This is a genomic window from Stenotrophomonas sp. 115C5, from assembly GCF_056861055.1.
This window is the reverse complement of sequence record NZ_JBSPUQ010000012.1, coordinates 25,578-48,278: the sequence shown is the minus strand read 5'-3', so window position 1 is coordinate 48,278 and position 22,701 is coordinate 25,578. Positions and strand designations below refer to the sequence as shown.

The window sequence follows — 22,701 nt, the reverse complement described above, 5'->3', positions numbered from 1 at the left end:
GGAGAAGATATGCGCTGGCTTGACTTGAAAGAACACGGCCTTGCGCTGTACTGCAGGGGCGAAGTCAGCCAGCGCTACCTGGTGCTGCAGGCGTTAGACGGTCATAGCCCTCCCAGCCAAGAGCAAGCAGAAGCGCTTGGTTTTCGGCTTCAGGATGGGGCGTTCATCCTCCCAGGCACGCAGATCTCGCTGAACACGGTGAAGGCCGTCTTCCCTAAGGCGTGCGTTCGTGAGATGACTCAGCAAGAGCTGAGCGGCCCCGAAGCTACTTCCGCTCCGGTGGACCGATCCGAGCCGGTTGAGCGGGCCACCGATGCTGGCACCCCCCAAGTGCAGCCACAAGGTCTCACCCGCGCGGAGTTCCTCGATCGCGCTATAGCGGTGCATTGCCAGGGCGGCTGGCAGGTTGAGTTGCACGGCATCCCGGTGGAAGTGCCTGACGATATTGCCGAGCTCTCATCGCGCACCCAGCCCAAGACGATTGCTGGCCGGGTGCATGAAGCGATCGTGCTTGCTGCAGACCAGGCCGATCCCAAGTCAATGCGTTTGGACGTGCTGGCGGACTACCCAGACATCAGCTGGCGTGGATCGATGACGCGCGGCCGTCAGCATTCCGTCAATGTCACAAAGCTGTTGTCCCGCCTGGGGATCGCCAGCAAGCTCATGGCAGAATTTCAAGGGCCGGAGCAAAGCGGCGCGTGTGTAGTGCATAACCCGCCCTACCAGCGTCTGGCGATCGAGCTGCTGCCGTATAGCAACCCCAAATACGAGGGTAAGGCGCTCTACCTGACGCACTATCGCGATGACGGTGAAGCGGATGGTGAGATGGTCTATGGCGTCGCCATGGGGCGACTGTGGCTTGCAGAGACCGCCGTGAATTTCGGACGGGAGCTGCGCGGTTGCGACGCCCAATTCGCCAACATGTTCTCCCGCAATCTTCTTGGACAGGGCTTTGACAAGCTGGGGAAGGTCACCGTGGACTTCCCGCGTGAAAGCCGTGTTCAGGCGATGAAGGCCTACGCCGAGCATCCGGAGATGTTCAGCCGCGATAGAGCTGAAGACGACGAGCCGGAGCCGCAGTTGAAGCCGGCTTTCTGAAGACGGCTTGCCGCTGACAGTAGCTCAGGTTCCACCTCCCCCCCCCCCCCACGCATAAACCATTGGAGCCACGTGCAGATGGACAACGATTACGCGTTCAACTCGGGCAGTGTGCGCCCTTCGACCTCGCCGCTTTCCGAGCTGGCCGCCGCCGGTGACCATTTTCTCCAGGATCAAGATCCCGCGGCGGTAGGAAACATCTGCGACGTCTCTTCGCTGGACTACGCCGGCGTTGGTTGGACGGGCGTGGTTGTCCGCGCACGGCAAACTGCTGCCGAAGAGCTTGAGTTTGAGAACATAGAAGCATTGTGGGTTACCTATGCCGCCAATCCAGCTGATCCAGCTGCGGAGTACGCGCTTGCGGTCAATGACGGTGAGCTAACGACCTGGGCTCGGGAGCTAGATGATCGCCTGGGTCGGGGTGACAGCACCGGCGATGGCCGCCCGTTGGAGCTGAACAAGGAGCTGGACGTTTACAGCGGGGAAGCTGAGCGCGTCGACGCATGGCAGGCTCAGCAGGCACGCGATTGGGCTGACCAGCAGCCTGACTATGAGGATTCAGGCCCGGGCGCTGATGCCTTGGGCATCACTGCCGACGGTCATGCGATGCCGCCCTTGGTGGTGTCTCGGGGCCCTACAGACACCGAGCTGGAAGAGCCGGCCGATACTGACAGTGTGCGCCAGCTCCTGACGGCGGAGTACGCGACCTGGAATGAGGCGCAAGGCTTGTCATTGGGCTCGGCCGATGAGCATCTTTTCGACAATCGCCTGACGCTTGCACAGCTGAAGTGGGTGCGGGATTTCTGTGACCGCTGGGACAGCAATGAGCAAGTCGCAGACGCAGCGCGGCCCCGCCCGTAAAGCCTCCGTGCGACCGCCGCCGTAATATGCGGCGTTGCTGTTGCCAATTACTATCATTGTAGTATCGTGACGGTCAGGCCTTTTGTGAGGTAGACCGTCATGCTCCAGCGTTCAACTGCTTTGCCGTTCTCGAACAAGCGCCGGAAGGCGCAGGCTGTTGCCCGGCAAGACGCGATCACGGGGGTGCCCCTGTGAAGGAGGATCTGCGGGGATATCCGCTGCTTCAGGCGATTGATCGGCTTCTAGACGTTGGCAACGAGATCCACGGCATCAGCCAACCGGCACCAGTAGCAATGCTGCAGGCGCTCGCGTCCTTGCAGCAGGAGCGCAAGCGGCTTTCCTTCCTTCAGCGGCAGGTCTATGCGGTTCCTGACGAACTGCAGCGCGGCGACTGGGTAATCGTACGAGGCGCCCTGCGCGAAGCTGCCGCAAATGTCCGGCGTGCAACCGGGGCTGCCCAGGACCCGTCCTGGATGAACCCCGCGATCCAGATCGCGGAAGATCGATCAAAACACCGCATGGAAAGCGCTGGAAGCAGCGCGGACCTGGTCATCTTCAGTGAAGCCGAGATGACCGCCAACGACGGCGCTGGCTTCTGGTCCAACGTTGATGGCTGGTCGAGCTTGGAGGCTGCAACCCGCTTTTCCTCTGGCGAGCGGGACCGGCTCTACATGCCCAACTCGCGGCAGCAAGATGCTCGTTCGCTATCGTACGGCGAGGCGGAAGCAAAAGTCGAAGCGTACCTGGACGCCACTGAAGGTCTCGAACTGGCAAGGCCGCGCTGATGGCAATGCGGCATATCAGGACCCTGATTGACCCTTCGACCGATCGCCAGGTGAGGCGCGATGGCCGGTTCCCTCCGCACAAGCAGGTCTCCTACACGAAGGTAGGGCAGAACAAAGGTTCCCCGCGGCTTTGGCTGGAAGGGCTGCGCCTGGCGGACTGCGGCTTTGCGCCGGGGAGTCGCTTCCGCGTTGAACTGGATGTCGCTAACCGCCAAGTTCGTCTGAAGATTGATCCCGCTGGGGATCGCGCGGTGTCCCAGCGTCAGCGCAACCTGGAAGGCGGGCGCACCAAGGTAACTCCGATTGTGGACGTCACCGGCGGTGCGCTCGCCGAAGTACTCGGTGAAGGTGCGCGGGTAAGGGCGACGCTGAGCGCAGGCGAGATCTTCTTTGACCTTCACCCGGTAGACCTCGCAATCGAGATGCGTGAGAAGCGTGCGCGTGCGCACGTCGCGGAGGGGTACGTTACAGAGGCCACACTGTGTGTCGGCGCCGGTGTATCGGCTATGGCGGTTCAGGATGGCATCGAGAGTACGGGCCTGCGTTCACGAATTGACTTCGTGGTGGACCGGGAGCTGAAGTACCTCCAGATCGCGGTGGACAACAATCCTGCGATCAGCGATGAAACCCGGCTCTACGAAGCCTCGCTTGAAGAGCTTGATCCGGCTGCGTTGACGCATGTGGACGTGCTGAACATGTCGCTTCCATGCACTGGGCATAGCAAGGCGGGCAAGTCCAAGCTGAAGCTGGCCAGCGCGGAGGAGCACCCGACGGATGCGCTGGCCGTCTATGGGGCGCTGAAGATCATTGATGCGGTGAACCCCAGTGTCGTCGTGAGCGAGAACATCGCCGACGCAAAGAATTCGGCTTCGTACGAGCTTCTTCTCGCCTACCTGCGCGAGCAGGGCTACCTGGTAGCAGACATCATCCTGGATGGTCACCAGGCCGGCACAATCGAGAATCGCAAGCGGTGGTGGGTCGTAGGGATCTCCCGCGGCCTGGCTGATGGATTCTCGATGGACAGCATTCCGATGCAGCCGCGCACCTATGCTTCGTTGGGTGAGGCACTTGAAGATCTCGCAGACGATGATCCGCGGTGGAAGGCGTACGACTACCTGATCGATAAGGCGCTGCGTGATGCAGCTGCAGGGAAGAACTTCAAGCGCAACCTCGTGTCGGCGCATGACACTGCGATCGGCTGCCTGACGAAAGGTCACGCACGCGTTCGCCAGACAGATCCGATGATCACCCGGGAGCAAGATTCGCTCACGCGGATTTTCACCGCAAAGGAGCACGCCCGGGTCAAGGGAATACCGGAGTCGCTCGTAGCGGATGTGAGCGAGACCACCGCCCACGAAGTGCTGGGCCAGTCGATCCTATACGGCCATGCCAAAGGCATTGGACAGGCAATCGGCATGCACTTTCAGCGGCTGGCGCCGGTCACCAAAGCCAGTGTTCGACAAGGCGAGTTGGCTGTGACCACGGCGGCCAGTGACGACGACACCCTTTCGCACGCAACCCCATAAAGGAGCGGTCAATCCAATGAGCAAGCCTACGATCACCTATCACACCCGTTCCGCTGATGGGTGTCTCTTGACGACGCAGTACGATCCATTCCACAGCAGCAACAATTACAAGGAGGTCAGCAAGGGCGATTGGTGGCCGCACTACCCAGAATCCGAAACGATCAGTGCCGAGATGGTGCTGAAGTGGCCCGGCGGCCGTCGCCATGAGCTGGTCATTGATGGCGATCAGCACCGCGAACTGGAATCGGAGGGGCTGCTTCCGGAGCTCTTTGCGCGCTTTGCCGATGGAGAGGACCCTGATGCTGCCTTGGAAGAGGTGCTGGAACAGACGGCAGTGCCGAAGCCATGAGTGGCCTCGTGCAACTTACGGCAGCGCAGGTGCGGATACAGGAACGGATCTGCGATCGCGGTTGCTCCCTTCATCGAGCCATCGTCACGGCGGGCTTCCGCTATCCAGGTGATATGCCGCAGTCGGTGTTCCTTGCGCTGCAGGCGATTGCAGAGGGGCAGGAGCTCGCAGTAGCGATGGGTCAGGACACCGACCCCAATTTCGCTGCCGATGTGGATGCTGTCGCCCGTCTGCTGGAATCCTCTCAGTGGTCACTCCATCCGGACCATGGCTGCGTCTTGACGGCAGACATTGACCAACTCGAAACGAGGCCGTGCCCGTGATGACAACCAGTGACTGCAAGTGGCTACTGGAACAACTGGGTCAGCCTGCGATTGCGGAATCGGCCAGGGCCGCATACTGGCTCGGCCGGCTGGATTCCTGGGAGGGCGCCGGCATGATTCGTGACGACACACGTCGGTGGTTGGGCGTGGATCAGTTCCTGAATCGGGAAGAGGGGGAAGTGACTCGCAGCGAGCTGACGGAGTTCGTGCGGGGGCAGGATATGGCCCTGCGCTCAGTCGATCGCCTTGCCAAGCAGTCGCATACGGAACACCGGCACCTTGTCGGATCGCGAAGCGCGGCGACGCTGGTGCTGATGACGTCGATCGACGAGTCGGCGCTCAAGGGTCTTGTGTTGGATCAGGTCTGCAAGGAGCTCGGGTATGGCGGCTGGCATGCGTGGTTGACCAGTACCCAAGCTGCTCATGCGGTGGCGGTCTTCGATGCGCAGGAATATGGCCCTGGGATGGGTCCATCGGCGCGGCCGGCGACGTACCGCCCCTACGATGCGGATATGCCGAATGCGATTGTGGAGATCAAGCTGGCGATGGTGAGGGCCGTCGACGGCCGCGATGTTGCCGTGATCACCGGCCTGGACAGTCCCTGGCACCGAGAGGGACAGCTGCTGGGGTATGGCCAGGCCGGAAACGGCAGCTCGCCTGGCGTTCCCGATGCGCCGATGAAGGATGCCTGGGAATGGGCGCTGCGTGCACTCAAAGAGGCGGTGATCTGGGCCGCTGCGCGTGGCGCCACGCAACTGGCTTGGCTGGACGGGCTGCAGAAGTGTCGCGCCGATCTGCGGGCTTTCCAAGGGTGCTCACTGAGGCTCAACCGGATCGATGAAGGCACCGTCGACTATCAGGTGCTACGAAGCGATGGGTGGATGCTAATGCAGGGGCGTCTTGATAGTGCCGAGGTGCTTGTGCACCTGGGCAAGAACGCCGCCGCGGTTGTTGCAGCGGCTCCCCTGGGCGTCAGCATTCATGAGGGCGTTGAGGTAACCATTCAGGGCCAGGAGAACAACCTGATCCATGATCGCGTTCTACCTGGTATTGCCTTGCCGTGGGCGCAGGCCTATGGCGCGGATCTCAGGGAGGCGGCTGTGGCCATCGACCTGTTTGAGATGGTCCGGACGTTGCCCGATGGCACGCGCGAGAGGGTGAGCTGCCACCTGAGCGAACAGGAGGCATTGCAGCGCCTTCATACCTACCGGCGTCCGGATCTCTCTGTGGAGCCCGTCACGGTCTCGTACGCGGCCTATGCGTTTCCCATCACCCCTGCGCTACGGCTCGCCGCGGGTCTGTCGGTTCTATCCGATGAGCCGCTCGATGACCTGCCAGATGTGGCCATGCGCCGCGGTGCTGGCCAGTGAGCGGCGGCACTGCTGGAGCTATGTCGACCAGGGACCCGAGTGCAAAGGTATTCGCTCCTGCATCGTGCCGCCCGGTGAAGGCTGAAGAGGGGAGGGCGCCTGCTAGATCGCCCCGGACGGATACGGCGATGGATCGGGGGCTTTCTGGGCTCATCGCGGAGGAGTCCGCAGACACGAGCCCCCGGCGCCCACTGCGTAGAACGCTCGGTGGGCGTCAGGATCTGATGCCGGTATACAGAGCGGCCAAGGATCTACTCATTGATCGCAAGGTCTGGCGGCTGAAGCACTATGAGCAGGAGGGCCGAACGAAGCGCCTTACCATCTGTAGTACATGGCGCATAGAATGGGACGGCCGCAGCGCGCCGCGCCTTTACGTCTACTGCTACAAGTCCACCGCCTGGAAGAGTTGCCGCACCGTTCAGGCCTGGGGCTTCCCCGGATTTGCGATTGCGCCAGGGAGAATGTGCACGAACGACCAGTTTGGGTTTGCTGTTCTCGATGCCGCCATTGGGCGGGCCCTCAGCAACGTCGGATACGATGAGCTGTCCGATGGGCACCACTACAATTGGGGCGGGCAGCGTGATCAAGCGTACCAAACGGTGCTTGAGGCGGACCGTCGCAAACGGGTCGCAAGGCGCAGGTTCGCGCACCTGTGGCACGTGGCGGTTGTACACGGCGGGCGGCGGGCCGTCCCCAAGCTTCCCATTGCAAAGCTTTCACCCAAGGACGGCAAAGCCATTGAGCGTGCCATGGTGGAGATCGGCCTGCAGTCTCCGGTCAAGCCAAAGCGGTGGCTTGTGGAGCTGCTTCGCCGGAGGCTCTTGCGCCCAGGAAGAACGGGTATCGCCACGAACTACAGAACAGTAGCTCGCGGGCTGCGGAACTGCTTCCGGGAGAACTTTGTAGATCATGAAGTGCTCTCAGCACTTGTGCGCCTGCGCGGACGCGCAGTTGATACCAACTCCTACCTGGCCCTGGCCAGATCCCGAGGTCGCGATGGGCTTGTGCGGCACGCCCGGGAGAGGCCAAATGCGGTACCGTTGGCGGCACTATTCAAGGAATCTGCCTGGCAGCGGACGGATCTTTTCAGCAAGTTGATTTGGCTCAACGCCACCGGCGCTTCGGAGCTGCAGGTTCTATCCGCAACGCATCATTTTAAGGGGCTGAACGATGCCGCATCTCATAGGTGGCTTCTTGGGTCCCCGCTCGCCGTTGTGCAGGGACTCATGCTGGGTAGGTTCCCGCATCCGGGCGTGCTGACGCTGCTTGCTAAGGCGGTTCAGCAGGCGAAGGCCGATCACAGGGTTCCTGTGGTTGCCGTCGTGCACCTGGCACGGAATCTAAGCACGGGGTGGCTGGGAGCGGAGACCAACCTGCCCAGGACGAACCCGGACCAGGTATTCCGCTTCTATCTTCTGTTCCTTCGTGAAAGCGCGGCGCGCTGGGCGGAGCTTGGGCACCGAGGGTTGCGGCTCTGGCTCAAGGACGAGGGCTACCAGCAGGTTGGCGCTGTGTGGGACTACCTGCGCGGCGGTGGAATTCAGGATCGGCAGCCAAACCAAGGTAGTACGTGGCAGTCGTTGCTGACACGGTCGAATGGCTGGCACCGTGCCCAGCAGCAACTGGCAGAGCAGGGCGAAAGGCCACAGCTGACATGGGAGTCAGCAATCGGCGAAATGGAGATCGGGTCTTATGTCTTCAAGCCTCTATGTAGCAGTCAGGAGCTCGCCGGCGAGTCCAATGAGCTGGAGCACTGTGTCTGGAGCTACGACACGCACTGTGCGACCGGGCAGTACCAGGTCTTTGCAGTCCGTGGCCCGGATCAGCAGCGTTCGACGCTTGGGCTTACTGTCGGTATCGACGGGGAAGCTGCTGTGCAGCAGCACTACGGCAGGTTCAATTCCGCGGTGTCGATGGCCGCAATGGAGGCGGGAAAGGCGTTGGCAGCGGTCTACACCGCTGCAGCTAAACGGTAAGCTGTGTCGCCGGCGTACGCAGGTTCTCCGGTTCTCGGCCTCAGGGATACACATCCGCGACAACAACATATAGGAGTGAATCATTTGACTACGAAGGACAAGCAGGTTTCCAAGGGCAAGCTGGTGCTGACCGTCGATCAGATCAAGCAGCTTGCGAACTGGGTCGGTGATGAGCCCGAGACCGAGGTCGTAATCACCCGGACTGTCGGGGACCAGGGAGAAGGCCTTTACGCGTACAACATTGACCATCCTGATGAGGGCTCTATTTTTCTCGACGGTCAAGAGGCGCAAACAATCCGGATCTTCAGCGCGGAGCAGCTGTTCGGGCGCAAGATACCGAATGCGAACGCTGAGCTGGCGCACGTTGCCGCGAAGATCCTTTACGACTTCCAGGCTGGTGAATCCATCGTTGGCCTGGTCGGTACGCACAGAACGCTGGTCGCCGTGCGTGCAGCTGTACTGACGTCACGACTGGATGCCTTCTTCCGGCCATGGGACAACAGTGAGGATCAGAGTGAGCGCCTCGCCCGCGACAACGTGGGTCGGCAGAAGCAGGTGCGTGAGCTATTTCTCGATATGGAAGGCGCACGCCGCCGGGCAATCGAAGAGTCGTCCGAACGTGTCAGGCGCGATTCCGTTGCTGCAAACATCGCAAGTTAGTTCTGCCTGTAGAAGCTACCGAGCGCCCACCATGCCCCGCTTCCGCGGGGCTTTTTTGTGCCCAGGCCGGCGGCATGGACATGCGTTTTCCGCTGACGCCACCCGTGAGTCTTCCGGCACTTTGGCGGGACAGGGCCACACAGAACCGGCTGGTTCAACGGCCTTTTGACGCCCGAAGCAATGACTTGCGTCACGATATTGACGCCCGGGGTCATATTACTTTCGTTGTTATAAGTGGTAGGATTGGGCGTCCGGTCAGCGGCAGGATCGTGCAGCTATAAGTCCTCTTTGCGGGCGCTGCGCGACACAGACGACCGGCTGTTTTTGACGCCATCCAGCCGGGCAGTGCCTGTCCGCGAACCGCATTGACCAGGATCTATCAATGGGATTCATTGCAAACCTCCTCGAACAGTTCAAGGGCAATCGCCCTGCGCCATCCGCGACAGTGGCTGCTTCCCCGCAGCATGTCTCACCTCCTGCGAACCGTGCCGCTGGCATCCATGAGGTGATGGGGCGGCCGCACATGAACATCCAGACGCTCGCGCGAGCCAATGACCTGGCGGCGATGGAAGCTGCAGGACGAATTGCTGCTGAGGCTCTTGGTATCACCGTGGCGATCAACCCGCACGGGCCCGGTTTTGTGACGCGTCACGCGTCCCAGCAGAGCCAGGTCGATTGGCGGCTGATGCATAGCGGGCGTACAGAGCGCGAGGTCTATGCGGGGCTCGGTATTGACGCCATGCGTGTGGCCACGTGCTCCAACGATGCGGGCACGATGCGATTCATTACCCAGCGGGCAGTCAATCTGCTCGAAGCCAGCCTTCCTCAGCGGATCGAGCAGTATGAAGCCCCCGCCCTTCGCGAACTGATCGAAGATCGTGAAGCGCTTACCCGCCGACTGCAGCCCTGACAGATCGAAATGGGCCAGATGCCGAGCTCGACGGCAATGCGCTCTCCGGCCCGACCACCTGAAGGATCTGACCAATGAACCAGAGTGCGCCCATTCGCTGGCCCGATCTGTCCGCCTTCGGCGCCGAGCTGATCGTGGAAGATCTAGGCGCTAGCCGTCAGCTTACGATCAAGGTCAGCGGCGCTCGCCGTTTGCGTGAAGCGGTGAGGGCGCTCGGGTTTCGTGGGGACGGACCTGGGCGTTACGTACGTTCCAAGCTGTCGATCTCCTTGTCTGAACTTCGTTCCGCATTCCCTGGAGCCAGCGAATCGCTGGTGGCGAGAGAGACAGTGCTGCATAGCCGAGACCCACTGCAGGAGTTGAAGACCTCCATGCAGCGGCAGATGCGTGACGCGGTGAGCGTGGAGCATCTGCACGAGGCCTCGCCGGACGCGGCAACCCAGATTCGCGCAAACGCGTTCAAAGAGCTTCTGGGCATTCGTCCGGTGTTCTTCCGCAACGTTGGCGATGACCCGCGCCTGAGCTTTGAGGCTGTGGATCTGCGCCGCGCGGGGGACGACCGAATATACGTCAACGTGGATGCAGCGCTGCCGATCACTGCGGTGCTCGGGCACGAGGCACTGCACAGGATGCGGCAGCAAGCGCCGGACCTGTATGACGACCTGGTCGTGGCCCTGCGGCCGATCATCGACCAACCGGCTTTCGCAAAGCACGCAGCTAGATTGCGTGCCATCAGCCGGAGCCAGGATTCTGTCCTGATCGGGGATGATGCACTCCGCGAGGAGGCAGTTGCCGACATCGTTGGCGATATGCTCATGCGTGAGGAAGTGTGGCGCAGCCTTGACGATCGCGCCTTGCTTACCAGGTTGATCGAGTTCCTGCGCGGATTTCTGGCGCAGTTACTCGATGCCATTCGCGGAAGGCCAGATGGCTACCAGACGGCCACCGGCGGCGCCGAGCTGGTCAACGATCTGGAAGCGGCCCGCGAAGCGGTTGCGGGCGCGTTGGTGGCCTGGCGCGACGGGCTGAGGACACAGGACGAGACGGCCAGTGAGCTCAAATTGGCGTTCCGACAGGCAAACGGGGCCGTAGCGGATACGGCCGCGCCAGAGTTCGCCGGCAGCAAAATTCGGCGGCCCGATGGAACGCTGCTCCCCGTATTCCGCGGAGAGTGGGGGCCGCTGGCAGAGTCGGCGTTTCAGGCCACACACCTGCCAAGCGTGCCCTACAGCAGCTCGCCTGACATCGCCAGCGTGTATGCCCTTACTTCGCCACGGAATTTCGACCCTCTGAATACGCCTCGGGTGAGCGCGGCGTTTCTCAACCTGACCAACCCGCTGCAGCTCGGCCATCCGTTCGAGGATGTGGTGGAAGTCGGTTCCCTGGTGGAGATGATGACCGCTGGGGGCGCTGTAACCGCGGACGAGGTGAAGGCAGCATTTGCGCGTACTGACGGCTACATTCGGCACCTGCCTGCCGGCGGCAACCCCGAGCTCGACGACTGGGAGGACTTCTCGGGTGAGCCCGCAGAGCTGCAATCCTGGGATTACGCATACAACCATGATGTGGCCGACAATCCTGCTTTTGTAGAGCTTGCCAAGCGTGCAGGTTTCGATGGTTTCACGTTCACTGGCCTGTTCACCTCCAGTGACCAATTTACCAGGCCAGTGGAGCTGGCGGCAGCAGATGGCTATGACCATGGCCTTGCCCAGGCGCCGGAGTACCGCGCGTTCTACCCGGAGCAGGTCAAGTCGATCTACCACGCCGACTTCAGCGCGAACCTGGCTCCAGACGCCGCGCCGGCGTTTCGCAGGCGGGTTGGCAACGGCCAGCCGTTCTATTCCGAGCTCCTGCAGGTTTTGGAGCACGGCAAGGGCCTGCCGCGCAGCGCCACCGCAGAGAAATGGCAGGGGTGGCTGAATGGCAGTCAGAGGCGCGGCGAATATAAGGCCGCCGAGCGTGCATGGGTAGGTGTCGATGCTTGGTTGGAGCAGCAGCAGGGCGAGGTTACCCGGGAAGAACTTTCGTCCTATATCAGAGCAAATGTTGTGCCGCTGGAAGAGGTTGTTCTCGGAGAGCTGCCCGAGGTTGCCGCGCTGTGTGATGAGCTTGGCTGGACACTGCGACTTTCAAACGGCGAGATCGAGCTCGTTGATGAGGACTACAACCACGTCGATCTGGATGCTGCACCTGAGCCGCTGAAGCTCGCGCTGGACAGTGCATTGCGGCAGGGGGGCGGGGCGACCTTGTATGACGGTTACCAGTTGCCTGGCGCAGGCCGCGACGCTGTCGCAATGCTGCATTCCGGAGAGACGTATCGCGAGATCCTCCTCTGTATGCCGGCGCCTGACGACTCTGCTATGCGTGGAGCGGCAGCAGCGTTCCGGGCCGCTGAAGCCCGGCTTGATGAAGCTCGGAAGCAGGGCGATGAGGGCGTAGATCTATCCGGGCTGTACGCTGAAGTTCGCGAGACATCTGCCAATTACCGTCGCGAATGCGATTCGCTGGCAAAGCTCAGTTACGAAGCAGAGCACTTCCGCAAAGAGCACAGCACAATCCTTGCGCATGTTCGTTTCGCAGACCGTGTGACGCCGGAGGGCGAGCGCATTCTTCTGATTGAGGAGATCCAGAGCGACCTGCATCAGAAGGGGCGCACCAATGGCTATCGCGATCGCCAAGCGCTCAAGCACGTGGAAGGGCTTGAGCTTGAGCTCAAGGAACTTGAAGCCGAGATTTTTCGTGTCAGCGACTTGCGAGATCCGATCACGAACAGTCTTCCGGAGGGCAGCAACTTTGGTGACCTCCTTCGACGTCGAAATCAGTTGATCACTCGGACCGTAGCGCTTGAGCAAGGTCGTGTACCAGACGCTCCGTTCAAGCGCTCGGAAGAGTGGGCAATGCTTGCAATCAAGCGGGTTGCCCGATGGGCCGCCGAGTCGCCGGTGCGGTACAAGCACATTGCATGGACGACCGGAGACCTGCAGGTTCGCCGGTACAGCAACGAGCTGCGGCAGGCCGTCGACAAGATCGACTGGACTACGTATGACGGTCTAAAGAGAGTGATCGCTTTCCAGGGCGGCAGGCAGTCGTTTGCTTGCCAGCTTGATGCAGAAGGCAGGGTCGTACAGTGCTCCCACGAAGGCGCAGTAGGCCTTGTGGCTGAAAAGATCTTTGGGAAGGACATCGCCTCCACGATCCGTAGCGATGCAACTGGCAAGCTGGTCCAAGACGGCCTTTACGTCGGCGGAAGTGGAATGCGGGGCTTCTATGACAAGATCGTGCCAAGCGCGGTTGCCAGATGGGCAAAGCGTTTCGATTCGGCGGTCTCGCAGACCCGCGTTGCCACTGGTGACGTAGATGATGAAAGCCTTGAGCTTCTCCTTCCTGATGAACTGGACCGGCTGGACGAGTTCGCGTCGTTCCGATCGGTCGAACGGCATAGCTTCAAGAGCATGCCAGGGGACGTGTCTGTGAGCCTGACCAAAGAGCAGGCCATGGAGCAGTTGAAGGCCGGCCGTAACGTCTGGGCAGAGGGTTTGGCTCCATCGGTTGCCGTGCACTGCGTCCAGATTACCGACGCAATGCGCGCATCTGTGCTGCAGGGGATGCCAATGTTCAAACGCTCCGGCGACAATAGCCTCCATCGGAGCCTGCCGTCGTCGCTGCTTTGCGATCAGTCGCCGCCACCAGTCCATGGGGAGATGGATCGCGAATTGGTGGTTGAGGGTGAGCAGGTTGCGTTGAAGTTTTAGCGCTCGACAGGCAAACGGGATTACGAACAGGGGATGTGTGTGGACGATGAAAAGGTGAGATTGGATCTCGAACAAGGGCTGATCAGCAGCCTTGCGCAGTGGAAGGCGCTGCACGCACGGTTTGCCCGCGCCCTGCAGGACCAGACGTACGTCATTCTCGATGCACACGGACGTTGCGTGCAGCGGGTTGACTGGCCGCGCGTTGAAGGTATTCCGACGCTCAAGTACGCGCGGCCGCGCGTTGCCGAAGAGAACTGGACATTGATGGACCGGGAGCGGGCCATTGCGGCGGTGGCCGACCTGGATGCGAAGCAGGTGGCCTTCGCGCCTCATCTAACGATGCCCCTAGTGGAGCTGATCGAGGCACGCATCCTGGCGGCAGACCAGGGGCTGCGTCAGCTTGCCAGCCAGGAGCCCGACGAGATGGATGCGCCGGCGTTTAGCCCGTGACCCTCCGTGGCCACGGCCGCGGAGCCGGCGGTATGGGGCTTGGGCTTGTCGGTATTCGCAAAATGTACGCTGGTGTAAATCGAGTGTCTACCGGGCATTGCGGAGGTGATCTAAACATGTACAATAATGTACATAATATGAGCACCGCCAACCTTAACAAAGCCTTCAGAGCGCTTGCCAAGCAGGGCGGCTGGGCTGTCAGTGAAGCCACTTTGCGCTTGGCCCTGGGCCAGAGCGTGAACACGTTCCGGGTGCTGATGTCTCGCTACACGAAGGCCGGTGAGGTTCAGCGACTGGGCCAAGGCATCTACCGGAACCCCTACCTGCAGCCTCCGTCCTGGGCGCTGGAGAGGTTGGCGGCCCGGCTGCGGCCTGACGATAGCTTTTATGTGAGCCTCGAATCTGCTCTCCACGAATACGGGCGGATCTCACAGATCCCGACGAGGCTGACCCTGATGACCACCGGCACGTCAAGGACGTTCGAGACCCCGCTTGGCGTGATTGAGTTCACGCACTCCAAGCGGGACATCCACGCGATGCGCGATCGCATGATGTTCTTGCCAGACCGTTCCATCCACTTTGCGAGCGAAGAGCTCGCGTTGGAAGATCTGCACCACACTGGTCGTAACACCGGGCTGGTGCTGCCAGCTGAGGAAGAGTGATGCGGTATACATTCGATGAGCTGCTGCAGTTGGCTGAGCGGGAAGCTGGTGGTATCGACGTTCCAGCACGGTCGGCGATCGTCAAAGAGCTGCTGCACTACTCAATCCTCTACGGACTTAGCCGTAGCGAGCTGGCCAACGCCGTGGTGTTCCAAGGCGGCACGTCTCTGCGGCTGGCACGCGGTGGCAACCGCTACAGCGAAGATCTCGATTTCGTCTGCGGCGCGGACGCTTCTGAGCCATTCGACCTTCGCGACATGGAGGCGCTGCTGAAGGAGCACGCCTTGGACCGCTATGGGCTGACCATGGATGTCGTCGCGCCCAAGCCTGGGCCGGATCGTGAGTTCAGCGGCGATAACATCGCGGTGAAACGATGGTCTTTCAACGTCAACGTTCCCGGTTTTGTGGCCAAGCAAAAGATCCACTTTGAGGTCGTCAACGTGCCGGCGTACGAGGTCGAGACTGTCCTCCTTCAGCCGCGCTATAACTTCCTTTCCGACGTCTATTCCGATGTGGCTCTCCGCGTCGAATCGGAGAAAGAGGTGCTGGCGGACAAGGTCGTCGCCCTGGTGGCCAGGAGGCATTTGAAGGCCCGTGACCTGTGGGACCTGGCGTGGTTGCAGGATCGGGGTAACAAGATTGACTTCGACCTGGTGCAGAAGAAGTTCGCTGACTACGGAGTGACCGACATCGCTGAGCGGATCGAGCTATGTCGTGGCCGACTGGATGGGCCAGATGCCGCTGCCGGGTTCCGCGCTGAGATGGTGCGCTTTGTCACCCCCACGCTTGCAAGGCAGCTGGATAACTCCAGCTTCGTCGAGCGATATCTGTCCGGCGCTCGCGAGGTCCTCAACAAGGCTGAAGAGGGGCTGGAGCTTGCGCCGGCCGCTCGGCCGGGCTGACCTCGCCCCCGTTCTTTGATCGACTATTGTTGTAGTAAGCTTCAGAGAACACTGAGGGCGCAACAATGACGTTTACCCATGAAGAAGCGAAGGCCTGGGCCGATTGCGGCATGAGCGAGGCCGATATCGCCCTCATCAAGGCTGCGGGCGGAATGGCCGGGCTTCGAGCGGCGAAGGCAGACGATGCTGTGAAGCTTGGCTACCAGGACATGCTGGATTCAGCGTTGCAGCGTCGACTGGTTGCCGTCCGCAACAAACTACGGGACCTGGGATGGGGTGGTGAACGCTTCAAGGCACTTCACCTCCAGGTCGATGAAGCCAATGTCGTGCTTGAGCATCAGTTCGAGCAGGTCGGGGCAGGGCGCAACGTCGTATCGATCTGCACTTCGCTACGAAGGATTGAGCAGTCTCCTGCCGAGCGGCAGCATTTGCCGGACACGATGGATGTTTCCGCGGCGGCCATGGCGATGCGAATTCATCGCGCTGCTCAGCAGCGTTTTGGTCTCAAGGTAGATCCGGCCGAGCGCCTTGACGAGATCAAGGAGCACCTTCAGAAGGCTGCAATGCTCTGGGGCGCCGTTGACGATGATGAGCGAGCACGGCTGGACGATTTTTCCTTCCCGGAGCTTCCCTTTGGCGAGAGGCTGGACTCGATGTTGGCCAGTGCGGTGGCGATGAAAGAGGAGCTGGAGCTGGGGCAAGGAATGGCTCCGTGACCAGCCTGCAGCGTGCAGTGCCTGGCGTTTGTGGGTAGGCTTCTCGGCATGAACGTAAGTGAAGGCCTGAGCCGCACTGTCGAGTTTACGCTCGACGTAGATGACGGGATTCGGATCGGCGACGAGGTCGTGATCCGCCTGTCCAAGATCAACAAGCTTCAGGCGCGCCTGCAGATAAGTGCGCCGCGGCAGGTCCACGTCTGGCGTGCAGAGATCTACCGGAAGATCAAGCAGGGCGGTACTCAATGACTTTGCATCGCCCCAGTACTGTCCAGGCCGTGTGTCTGTGCCTGGCTCTCTACGGGCTGACCACCGCCTCCAAGCTCCCCACGATGCTGGGCATCGCGGCCGGCGGTGCGCTGTTGGTCATCGCTGCGCATGCATGTACCAAGAACCGCTGGGAAGCGGCCACGATCGTCGCGTTTGCCTCGACAGTGATGGTGGCACTGACCCTTTTGATCAGGCACAGCGCCCGCGGCCTGGTCACTGCGTTCGGGATGCCAATCGCCGATGGCCCTTGGGACCATGCGCTTTTCATGCTCGCCGTGGCGATGCCATACGCCACGTTGAGTGTTGTGGCAGTCGGGATGGTATGGGCGCTTGCCCGTGACGCAGACGGGCCTTTGGCGCGGCCGCACTGAATGCCCGGGTGGCCGCAGCCGAGCTCAGTGCTTCGGCTGCGGTCGGGGGTCGAGGCTCAATGCTCGTTCTGGTCGACCCAGGCGGCGGCTGCCTCTCGGGTACAGTCCGCCAAAATGACTTCCGGGGCACGATCAGGGCGGGCAGACGGGCGAATCAGATGGTTGCGACCATCTCCGTCACAATGCAGGACTGCGCGTGATCGCATAGCTACCCATTCGGCCAGTTTGGTGTTGGCCAGCTCGGCAGCTTCCTCGACCGTCGCTGCAGTCCCAAGGGCCGAGCTCCGGTCCCATGCGCCTCCGTGGAGGCATCGCACGGCCAGGGCGCCACTGGGCATGGTCTGGGCGTAGGGAACGTCCCACCACTGGTCCAGCTCGGCCGTGGAGCGCTCCTCGTTGGGGGTGTCGTCGAAACCGGGCGGAAGCGTCGGATCAACCAGCAGGGTGGCGGCGGTAACAGGGGTCATGAATGATCTCCTTGCGAGGGTTTGGGCAAGCTTAGTTCGGTGTGTGTAATCACGCCGCGTTTTGATTGAGCCTGGCTCCAGGGAAGCGCGTTACGGCCTGAGCGAGGTAGTCCCATTGGGAGTCGCACGCCAGCCAGTTGCGCCCCGTCCGTTCGGCTGCAGCTGCCGTGGTCAAGCGGCCCCCGAATGGGTCGACCACCAGGTCGCCGGGCCGTGAGAGCCAACGCACCAGGATCTCCGCCAAGCGATAGGGCATGGGCGCCCCGTGTGCTTGGAGCCCGTTTGCCTTGGCGTACCGGTTCAGCGCAACCGACTCTTTATCGAAGTGACCAAGGTTGATCACATTTCGCATGATGGTCCCTTCAACCGGGCGGCCAAAGGAGCCCGGCTTGAGGGTGTGAGCGCCGTCACTATAGCTGGCTGTGCGCTGCTCCCCGCCGCGAGCGATCAGCCGGGCGTGGCGCTCGCTCACGGGCTGCAGCACTCGGTCGACAGACGCGAACCACTCCTTCGGGGAGTTTGTGAACACGAGGATGGGTTCGTAGGCCGCGTTCAACTGCTGCCTGGACTTTGCGCACCACTGCATAGGCACCCCGGGCACGGGAGAGCCCTTGGCCCAGATCACCTCATCGCAGAGCTGGAGGCCGAGCCGGTGGTGAAGGGCGAGTACGAGTCGATACTTGTAGAGCGATCGCGCTGCAGAGCCGCGCTCGAACACGTCATTGCTGATGTTCAATGCCACGGAGCCACCCGGCAAGAGCGCTTTTACGATCGGCTCCAACGAGCTGCAGATGAAATCGACGTACTCACGCTCTCCGACCTTCCCATACGCCCGCCCTTTGGCGACCGCGTACGGCGGTGAAGTGATGGCTACCGCTACCCCGTCATGGAGGTGAGGAAACACCGATTCGCACCTGGCGAAAATAGCCACCCCCAGCTTTGTGCTGAAGGCCACAAGCGCCATGCCCGCCGGCGCTTGTTTCGGATCGTCCTGTTGCCGCTTCTTCAAGCGCCATACACCGCGTTTCCCCTCCACCCGCTCCAGCAAGCCCATGCGCCGAGCGTTCTGCTGACACCACCGCAAACGGCGGTGAGCAAGGTTGTGGGTTCGCCCGGACTTGCCGACCGGTGCGGACTCGGACATCTGCATGTCAGTCAGGCCGAGCTTGGCCTGCACCTGTCGGTAGAGGTCGGTATTGGTGAGCGTGTCTTCAGATTCTTCGTACGCTGAAATTACCGCTCGTTGCACTTCGTCGGCTGAGAGGTTGGTGCCCGCCATGGCTGTACCTATCGTTGGGTGAATTTGCTTCGCCCCATTGTATGTAACGCCCCCTGCGTCAACAACTATCATTGCAGTATGCTACGAGTTAGCATTGCTCCAGCTGGGCCGTTTCGCCGGGCTTATGATGCTTCTTCGATCTTGCTGGTTAAGGAAACCTTGTGCACGCGCTGAAGCAACACGCCACAGAACTGGTCCGGCTCCTCAAAGAGGCAGAGCGCCCCGGCGCCATCGCTGCTGCTGATGACGTGAAGGCTGCGCTCTTCGCTCGACGGGAAGCTCTCGCGCCGCTTCGCCGCTTCCTGAACAGCCTCACGGATGCACAGCTGAAGCAGCTCGTCGGCCTGATGTTCTTCGGACGGGACTGCCGCAATGGCGACTCAGAGGACCTGGATGCGACTACTGAAACGGTCTGGCAGGGCAGGGCCGATGCGTACTTGGCATTTGAAACAAAGACGGCGCACAACCTCGAAAGCTACTTCACGACGGCGTTCAAGAACCTTCGCAAGAACAGTTGAGCGCATCACCCCAACACCGACAAAGGAACATTGCATGGCCCTCGCGACCCCTCCGCCGCTTCCGTTCGTTGAGCCAGATCCGGTGCCGATGCTTGTGCCCGAGCTTCGGGAGCAGATCTTCGCGCTCGCAAAGCGTCCGGCCCTGCTGAAGCAGCTGGGTAAAGCCGTCGAGCGGGCCGTAGGGTTGTCGTTGGTGACCAATACTGATGGCCAGCCGCGGGACCCAATGGTCATTTCACCGTTCGGCTTCCAGGCGAAAGAGGGCTGGGAGCTGATCATCGAGGGCAAGACACGCGAGGACGCCTATTACACCCTGGCAGAACAGGCCGCCGGCATGCTCTTAAGTGGGAAGCCGCGCCGCCCGTACGTGAGTGACAGCGCGTACCAGGATCTCGCTCGCATCTTCCCCAGAGGGTTTCCCATCGGCAATCTCGACGCCGTCGAAGCCGACTTGAGCGCATTTATGGCCGCGCCAGCCACGGCGGCGGCGGCCGATGAGGAGGCTGATCGAAACGTGATGGACGATCAACTGCCAGTTCCGGAGAGCATTGCAGACTATCACTGGGATGGCCGCTCCGTTCGAGATATTGAACGCCGGTTGGATATCGATAACTTCTGGCCCAGCGATGTGCAGCGCTTTCAGCACACCGTTCCTGAGGAGGTTCGCACCGCGCTCCAGTACGTGGAAGACAATCATCCAACCAATTCCATCGAAAAGGTAACGCATAGCTTCCAGATCTTGGCCGTGGACGCTGATCAGCAGGCACTGGTCTTCCGCAGTTCGTGGAATAGCTACACCGATGCGGAGGGGCAGTCATGCAACGTTGTTCCAGTCGAGACCGCGGTGAAGCAGTACATGGAGTTCAAGAAGCAGCCGCTTGTCGAGAAGGTTGCGGGGATGCTTGAGCTGCTTGAAAGCGACTTGCGCGATATTGCGGAAGCTCGCGGGACGCCGGACCTGACGTGCGAGTTCGCCGGCAATCTGTTCTTTCTCGCAGGAGCGGATCAGGAGCTGGCGCATGCGCCGGCCGAGCCGGGCTCGCAGGTCGCGTTGGCGAATGAGCTGCTGCGGAATGCAGAAGTGGCTGCGCTCGAAGAGCTAGCGGTAGCACTCAATCCAAACGGCAGGGCACCCCATGATGTGCAATCCTACGTCGGAGACCAATCGCAGGCGCAGCCAATGCCCGATTGGCTGCGAGAAGCGGTCGACGAGTTCAACGCCGAGAACTCTCCAGCGCCACGGATGTAGCCCCCGGTGATGGCGGCCGGCCTTCAGTTGCGAATGGCCGAGCCGCTATCCCTCCAACGCGTCGTATCACCCAAAGGATGAGTCGCATGAAGAGCAAGCCAAATCCGGAGCCGGCCCTGCCTGACGTTCTCTCAGATCGCCAGGCCACCAATCGCAGGTTGCGATGGAAGGTGTTTGCCTACGAGAAGTTCCTGAACCCGGTGCTGTGGTTCTTCATGGGAATGGCCGCCGCCGCTTCAGTCCTGGTGATCCACCTTGCCTCTCCGGACGATCGCGTGGTCGCTGCAGCTTGCGCTTTCCCCATCCTCATCTGTGCGATCCTCCTTTACGCTGAATTCAACCGAGAACTGGCCGGCATCGGGGAGCTTGATGTCCTGGATGCAAAGTACCTGGAGCATATGGAATGGCTCGCTGACAATGACGATGCCGTCGCCGAATGGCTGGCGGCAGCAAAGAAGGAGCGCAAGACGCTGAGGGGGCGAGATTACGGGGCAGCCCTCGATCACTACCAATGGCTTCTTGACAGCCAGGGACAGTCATACGGCGAGGGATTGTCGTGTATGGCCATGCCGCGCAGCAATCGAAAGCGGCTGCCGTCCCAAGCGCCAGAGCTGGCGTAGTGCGTTACAGGCAATCCGCACCACCGCACCTGGCATCGGGCAGGCCGACCGGCAGTAGCCAGATCCGCGGTCGTTGCACCACCACCTCGCGGCGATGGTGGTGCTTACAGGGCGGCCGCCCCTGATTGGGTGGAGTTCCAGGACTTGGTAGCATGCTGCGCTTATGCCGCCAGATGGAACTGCCATGAGCCCGACCCCGCCGATCTCCATCAACGACTACTGTCGCCTTCATGGCGTCATCCGGTCGGTGCTCGCCGTTGGTGGCGGGAGCCCAACCAAGTCCTGCATCTTCTACGCTCTGGCCGGCGCCTACCTCCTGAGTAAGCACCATGGGATGCAGGCAATGCCGGCGGTGGGCGGTGCATTCGTCTGTACTGGTGGTTCCCGTGAGGCTCCACAGGTTCTGAGCTATGCAAAGCAGGAGGACGGACGCTGGTACAGTGACCAGGACGCGTTCCACGCATGGATTCAGATCCAGACGCCGGCTGGTGAGTGGATGGTGGACCTCACGGCCCCGCTCTACAGGGAAGCGTTGATTGCCGCCGGCCTGGGCGAGGGCGTGCAGGTGCCGCGCCGGGCGTTCGTGAGGTCTGCCGCCGACATGGCGGAAGATGTCGAAGACCTTGCGGCCCCTGGTGACTTCTTACTGGCGCGTAGCGCAGAGCACACTGCATGGGTCCTGTCCCAAAATGGCGTGCGCCCAGATGTGGGCGACCTGATTGATATCTGCGCGCACTGGTACCGTCCTTGGCCGTCTGAGATTCCCGCTTCGATGCCGATCGGATCAACCGTTGCGGCGTCTCAACTGGCGGTTCTTTCTGTCCCCAAACTAGATGGCTACTGGGGCGTTGCGAGCTAGCCGCCTGGTTCCCGCGATATTTACCGTGACGCGTCACGGCTCTTAGCCTCAGGCCGGAAAGAAGTCTCGAATGTCAGCCATGACTTCCTCAACCATCAGCATCAGGCCGTAGGCGCGAATCATGGTCGCGTCCGCGTAGGGGACGTCGACGGGATGCCCTGGAACCACCTGGCAGAGCAGGGCGGTGGGCGCAAGGGACAGGTGCGATCGGCATACGGTGGGGCGGCTTTCATACGCAGAGCACGCCGAGTCGACCAGGAACGGGCAGGGGACGCCGTCATGCTGTGCGCCATCCCGCAGCTGGCCGGCGTCAGCCCCCTCGGTAAAGGCTCGCACGGTAAGAGCCCCAGCGGGTGCCTGCATTGCCCGCCCCGTTGCGCTCGCAAGCGCACGCGCTTCGGCCGAGGTAATGACAACGGGCAGATGGCAACACGCGTCACACCCTTGGCGACAGGGCGAGAGCTCTGCGAATGGCTCCGCCCAAGCGCTGGTGGCCTCCAGGATGAGGCGGATACGCTTGCCCTGGCGCGGGGTCCGCGCGGCGAGGGCAATCAGCTCCCGCGCCTTCCTGTCGCTCGGCGCACGAGAAGCCAGTTTGGCAACCTTGTCGGCCGCGTCGCTCGCGGCCGACTGCTCAATCGCTCGCTGCGCGAGCAGCAGCTCTTGCTGGGGCTCGGTGAGCCGCGGCAGTGAAGGTGGCAGTGACGCATGCGCACGACGCATTGCGA

At 61.5% G+C, this 22,701-nt stretch carries 24 protein-coding genes; 21 read left to right on the top strand and 3 right to left on the bottom strand.

The annotated features are described in order from the left end of the window. Positions 1–9: 9 nt before the first annotated feature. The 17 genes from AC13FN_RS14470 (at position 10) to AC13FN_RS14390 (ending at position 16,981) form a co-directional block, all read left to right on the top strand. Positions 10–1,098: a hypothetical protein gene (locus AC13FN_RS14470; protein ID WP_263934774.1), complete on the top strand. Its 1,089-nt coding sequence runs from the start codon at positions 10–12 to the stop codon at positions 1,096–1,098. 78 nt (positions 1,099–1,176) lie between these two features. Beyond that, entirely contained in the window at positions 1,177–1,959 is a 783-nt protein-coding gene (locus tag AC13FN_RS14465) for a hypothetical protein (protein WP_263934775.1), read from the top strand. Between the two features lie 191 nt (positions 1,960–2,150). Beyond that, positions 2,151–2,744 carry a hypothetical protein gene (locus tag AC13FN_RS14460; RefSeq protein ID WP_263934778.1) on the top strand — a complete coding sequence of 198 codons (594 nt, stop codon included), beginning with the start codon at positions 2,151–2,153 and terminating at the stop codon, positions 2,742–2,744. Further along, the gene (locus AC13FN_RS14455) at positions 2,744–4,270 is read left to right on the top strand and encodes a DNA cytosine methyltransferase (RefSeq protein ID WP_263934779.1); all 1,527 of its coding nucleotides are present in this window, start codon (positions 2,744–2,746) and stop codon (positions 4,268–4,270) included. Before AC13FN_RS14460 ends, AC13FN_RS14455 begins: the two co-directional genes overlap by 1 nt. Before the next feature lie 16 nt (positions 4,271–4,286). Further along, positions 4,287–4,619 (top strand): hypothetical protein, encoded by a 333-nt coding sequence (locus AC13FN_RS14450; RefSeq protein ID WP_263934781.1) that lies wholly within the window; start codon positions 4,287–4,289, stop codon positions 4,617–4,619. Beyond that, positions 4,616–4,942 carry a hypothetical protein gene (locus tag AC13FN_RS14445; protein ID WP_263934783.1) on the top strand — a complete coding sequence of 109 codons (327 nt, stop codon included), beginning with the start codon at positions 4,616–4,618 and terminating at the stop codon, positions 4,940–4,942. The genes AC13FN_RS14450 and AC13FN_RS14445 overlap by 4 nt, the downstream gene beginning before the upstream one ends. Continuing rightward, complete coding sequence (locus AC13FN_RS14440) at positions 4,942–6,312, top strand: hypothetical protein (RefSeq protein WP_263934784.1); 1,371 nt, start codon at positions 4,942–4,944, stop codon at positions 6,310–6,312. The genes AC13FN_RS14445 and AC13FN_RS14440 overlap by 1 nt, the downstream gene beginning before the upstream one ends. Positions 6,313–6,536: 224 nt before the next feature. Next, complete coding sequence (locus tag AC13FN_RS14435; RefSeq protein ID WP_263934786.1) at positions 6,537–8,288, top strand: PcfJ domain-containing protein; 1,752 nt, start codon at positions 6,537–6,539, stop codon at positions 8,286–8,288. Positions 8,289–8,372: 84 nt separating this feature from the next. Next, positions 8,373–8,948: a hypothetical protein gene (locus AC13FN_RS14430; protein ID WP_263934787.1), complete on the top strand. Its 576-nt coding sequence runs from the start codon at positions 8,373–8,375 to the stop codon at positions 8,946–8,948. A gap of 382 nt (positions 8,949–9,330) precedes the next feature. Continuing rightward, positions 9,331–9,858, top strand: a complete 528-nt coding sequence (locus AC13FN_RS14425; RefSeq protein WP_263934789.1) for a hypothetical protein — start codon at positions 9,331–9,333, stop codon at positions 9,856–9,858. Between the two features lie 74 nt (positions 9,859–9,932). After that, positions 9,933–13,610 carry a hypothetical protein gene (locus tag AC13FN_RS14420; RefSeq protein WP_263934790.1) on the top strand — a complete coding sequence of 1,226 codons (3,678 nt, stop codon included), beginning with the start codon at positions 9,933–9,935 and terminating at the stop codon, positions 13,608–13,610. A 39-nt stretch (positions 13,611–13,649) separates the two neighbouring features. Next, complete coding sequence (locus tag AC13FN_RS14415; RefSeq protein WP_263934791.1) at positions 13,650–14,060, top strand: hypothetical protein; 411 nt, start codon at positions 13,650–13,652, stop codon at positions 14,058–14,060. A gap of 137 nt (positions 14,061–14,197) precedes the next feature. Beyond that, complete coding sequence (gene abiEi, locus AC13FN_RS14410; RefSeq protein WP_263934792.1) at positions 14,198–14,722, top strand: type IV toxin-antitoxin system AbiEi family antitoxin; 525 nt, start codon at positions 14,198–14,200, stop codon at positions 14,720–14,722. Beyond that, positions 14,722–15,624 carry a nucleotidyl transferase AbiEii/AbiGii toxin family protein gene (locus AC13FN_RS14405; RefSeq protein WP_263934793.1) on the top strand — a complete coding sequence of 301 codons (903 nt, stop codon included), beginning with the start codon at positions 14,722–14,724 and terminating at the stop codon, positions 15,622–15,624. Before abiEi ends, AC13FN_RS14405 begins: the two co-directional genes overlap by 1 nt. Positions 15,625–15,689: 65 nt before the next feature. Then, complete coding sequence (locus AC13FN_RS14400; RefSeq protein WP_263934794.1) at positions 15,690–16,340, top strand: hypothetical protein; 651 nt, start codon at positions 15,690–15,692, stop codon at positions 16,338–16,340. 48 nt (positions 16,341–16,388) lie between these two features. Beyond that, a complete protein-coding gene (locus tag AC13FN_RS14395; protein ID WP_263934795.1) occupies positions 16,389–16,589 on the top strand; it encodes a carbon storage regulator in 201 nt (66 codons plus the stop codon). Continuing rightward, a complete protein-coding gene (locus tag AC13FN_RS14390) occupies positions 16,586–16,981 on the top strand; it encodes a hypothetical protein (protein WP_263934796.1) in 396 nt (131 codons plus the stop codon). Before AC13FN_RS14395 ends, AC13FN_RS14390 begins: the two co-directional genes overlap by 4 nt. Before the next feature lie 56 nt (positions 16,982–17,037). On the opposite strand, the gene AC13FN_RS14385 is transcribed toward AC13FN_RS14390, so the two are convergent. Both AC13FN_RS14385 and AC13FN_RS14380 read right to left on the bottom strand, forming a co-directional pair. Beyond that, positions 17,038–17,448: a hypothetical protein gene (locus AC13FN_RS14385; RefSeq protein ID WP_263934797.1), complete on the bottom strand. Its 411-nt coding sequence runs from the start codon at positions 17,446–17,448 to the stop codon at positions 17,038–17,040. 49 nt (positions 17,449–17,497) lie between these two features. After that, positions 17,498–18,727, bottom strand: a complete 1,230-nt coding sequence (locus AC13FN_RS14380; RefSeq protein ID WP_263934798.1) for a DNA methyltransferase — start codon at positions 18,725–18,727, stop codon at positions 17,498–17,500. Positions 18,728–18,888: 161 nt separating this feature from the next. Between AC13FN_RS14380 and AC13FN_RS14375 the strand changes: the two genes are divergently transcribed. From AC13FN_RS14375 to AC13FN_RS14360, 4 genes are all read left to right on the top strand, one after another. Beyond that, complete coding sequence (locus tag AC13FN_RS14375; protein WP_263934799.1) at positions 18,889–19,245, top strand: DUF3775 domain-containing protein; 357 nt, start codon at positions 18,889–18,891, stop codon at positions 19,243–19,245. 34 nt (positions 19,246–19,279) lie between these two features. Continuing rightward, a complete protein-coding gene (locus AC13FN_RS14370; protein ID WP_263934800.1) occupies positions 19,280–20,494 on the top strand; it encodes a hypothetical protein in 1,215 nt (404 codons plus the stop codon). Between the two features lie 86 nt (positions 20,495–20,580). Further along, positions 20,581–21,114: a hypothetical protein gene (locus AC13FN_RS14365; protein ID WP_263934801.1), complete on the top strand. Its 534-nt coding sequence runs from the start codon at positions 20,581–20,583 to the stop codon at positions 21,112–21,114. A gap of 184 nt (positions 21,115–21,298) precedes the next feature. After that, a complete protein-coding gene (locus AC13FN_RS14360; protein WP_263934802.1) occupies positions 21,299–21,973 on the top strand; it encodes a DUF2026 family protein in 675 nt (224 codons plus the stop codon). A 48-nt stretch (positions 21,974–22,021) separates the two neighbouring features. Here AC13FN_RS14360 and AC13FN_RS14355 read toward each other — a convergent pair whose 3' ends face one another. Further along, positions 22,022–22,696 carry a YkgJ family cysteine cluster protein gene (locus AC13FN_RS14355; protein WP_263934803.1) on the bottom strand — a complete coding sequence of 225 codons (675 nt, stop codon included), beginning with the start codon at positions 22,694–22,696 and terminating at the stop codon, positions 22,022–22,024. Positions 22,697–22,701: the final 5 nt, after the last annotated feature.

Coding starts and splice junctions, on each gene's coding strand:
- AC13FN_RS14380 (WP_263934798.1), bottom strand. CDS start 18,727: ATGGCGGGCACCAACCTCTCAGCCGACGAAGTGCAACGAGCGGTAATT.
- AC13FN_RS14420 (WP_263934790.1), top strand. CDS start 9,933: ATGAACCAGAGTGCGCCCATTCGCTGGCCCGATCTGTCCGCCTTCGGC.
- AC13FN_RS14405 (WP_263934793.1), top strand. CDS start 14,722: ATGCGGTATACATTCGATGAGCTGCTGCAGTTGGCTGAGCGGGAAGCT.
- AC13FN_RS14395 (WP_263934795.1), top strand. CDS start 16,389: ATGAACGTAAGTGAAGGCCTGAGCCGCACTGTCGAGTTTACGCTCGAC.
- abiEi (WP_263934792.1), top strand. CDS start 14,198: ATGAGCACCGCCAACCTTAACAAAGCCTTCAGAGCGCTTGCCAAGCAG.
- AC13FN_RS14365 (WP_263934801.1), top strand. CDS start 20,581: ATGAAGAGCAAGCCAAATCCGGAGCCGGCCCTGCCTGACGTTCTCTCA.
- AC13FN_RS14390 (WP_263934796.1), top strand. CDS start 16,586: ATGACTTTGCATCGCCCCAGTACTGTCCAGGCCGTGTGTCTGTGCCTG.
- AC13FN_RS14470 (WP_263934774.1), top strand. CDS start 10: ATGCGCTGGCTTGACTTGAAAGAACACGGCCTTGCGCTGTACTGCAGG.
- AC13FN_RS14455 (WP_263934779.1), top strand. CDS start 2,744: ATGGCAATGCGGCATATCAGGACCCTGATTGACCCTTCGACCGATCGC.
- AC13FN_RS14440 (WP_263934784.1), top strand. CDS start 4,942: ATGACAACCAGTGACTGCAAGTGGCTACTGGAACAACTGGGTCAGCCT.
- AC13FN_RS14425 (WP_263934789.1), top strand. CDS start 9,331: ATGGGATTCATTGCAAACCTCCTCGAACAGTTCAAGGGCAATCGCCCT.
- AC13FN_RS14385 (WP_263934797.1), bottom strand. CDS start 17,448: ATGACCCCTGTTACCGCCGCCACCCTGCTGGTTGATCCGACGCTTCCG.
- AC13FN_RS14360 (WP_263934802.1), top strand. CDS start 21,299: ATGAGCCCGACCCCGCCGATCTCCATCAACGACTACTGTCGCCTTCAT.
- AC13FN_RS14355 (WP_263934803.1), bottom strand. CDS start 22,696: ATGCGTCGTGCGCATGCGTCACTGCCACCTTCACTGCCGCGGCTCACC.
- AC13FN_RS14370 (WP_263934800.1), top strand. CDS start 19,280: ATGGCCCTCGCGACCCCTCCGCCGCTTCCGTTCGTTGAGCCAGATCCG.
- AC13FN_RS14450 (WP_263934781.1), top strand. CDS start 4,287: ATGAGCAAGCCTACGATCACCTATCACACCCGTTCCGCTGATGGGTGT.
- AC13FN_RS14465 (WP_263934775.1), top strand. CDS start 1,177: ATGGACAACGATTACGCGTTCAACTCGGGCAGTGTGCGCCCTTCGACC.
- AC13FN_RS14435 (WP_263934786.1), top strand. CDS start 6,537: ATGCCGGTATACAGAGCGGCCAAGGATCTACTCATTGATCGCAAGGTC.
- AC13FN_RS14400 (WP_263934794.1), top strand. CDS start 15,690: ATGACGTTTACCCATGAAGAAGCGAAGGCCTGGGCCGATTGCGGCATG.
- AC13FN_RS14445 (WP_263934783.1), top strand. CDS start 4,616: ATGAGTGGCCTCGTGCAACTTACGGCAGCGCAGGTGCGGATACAGGAA.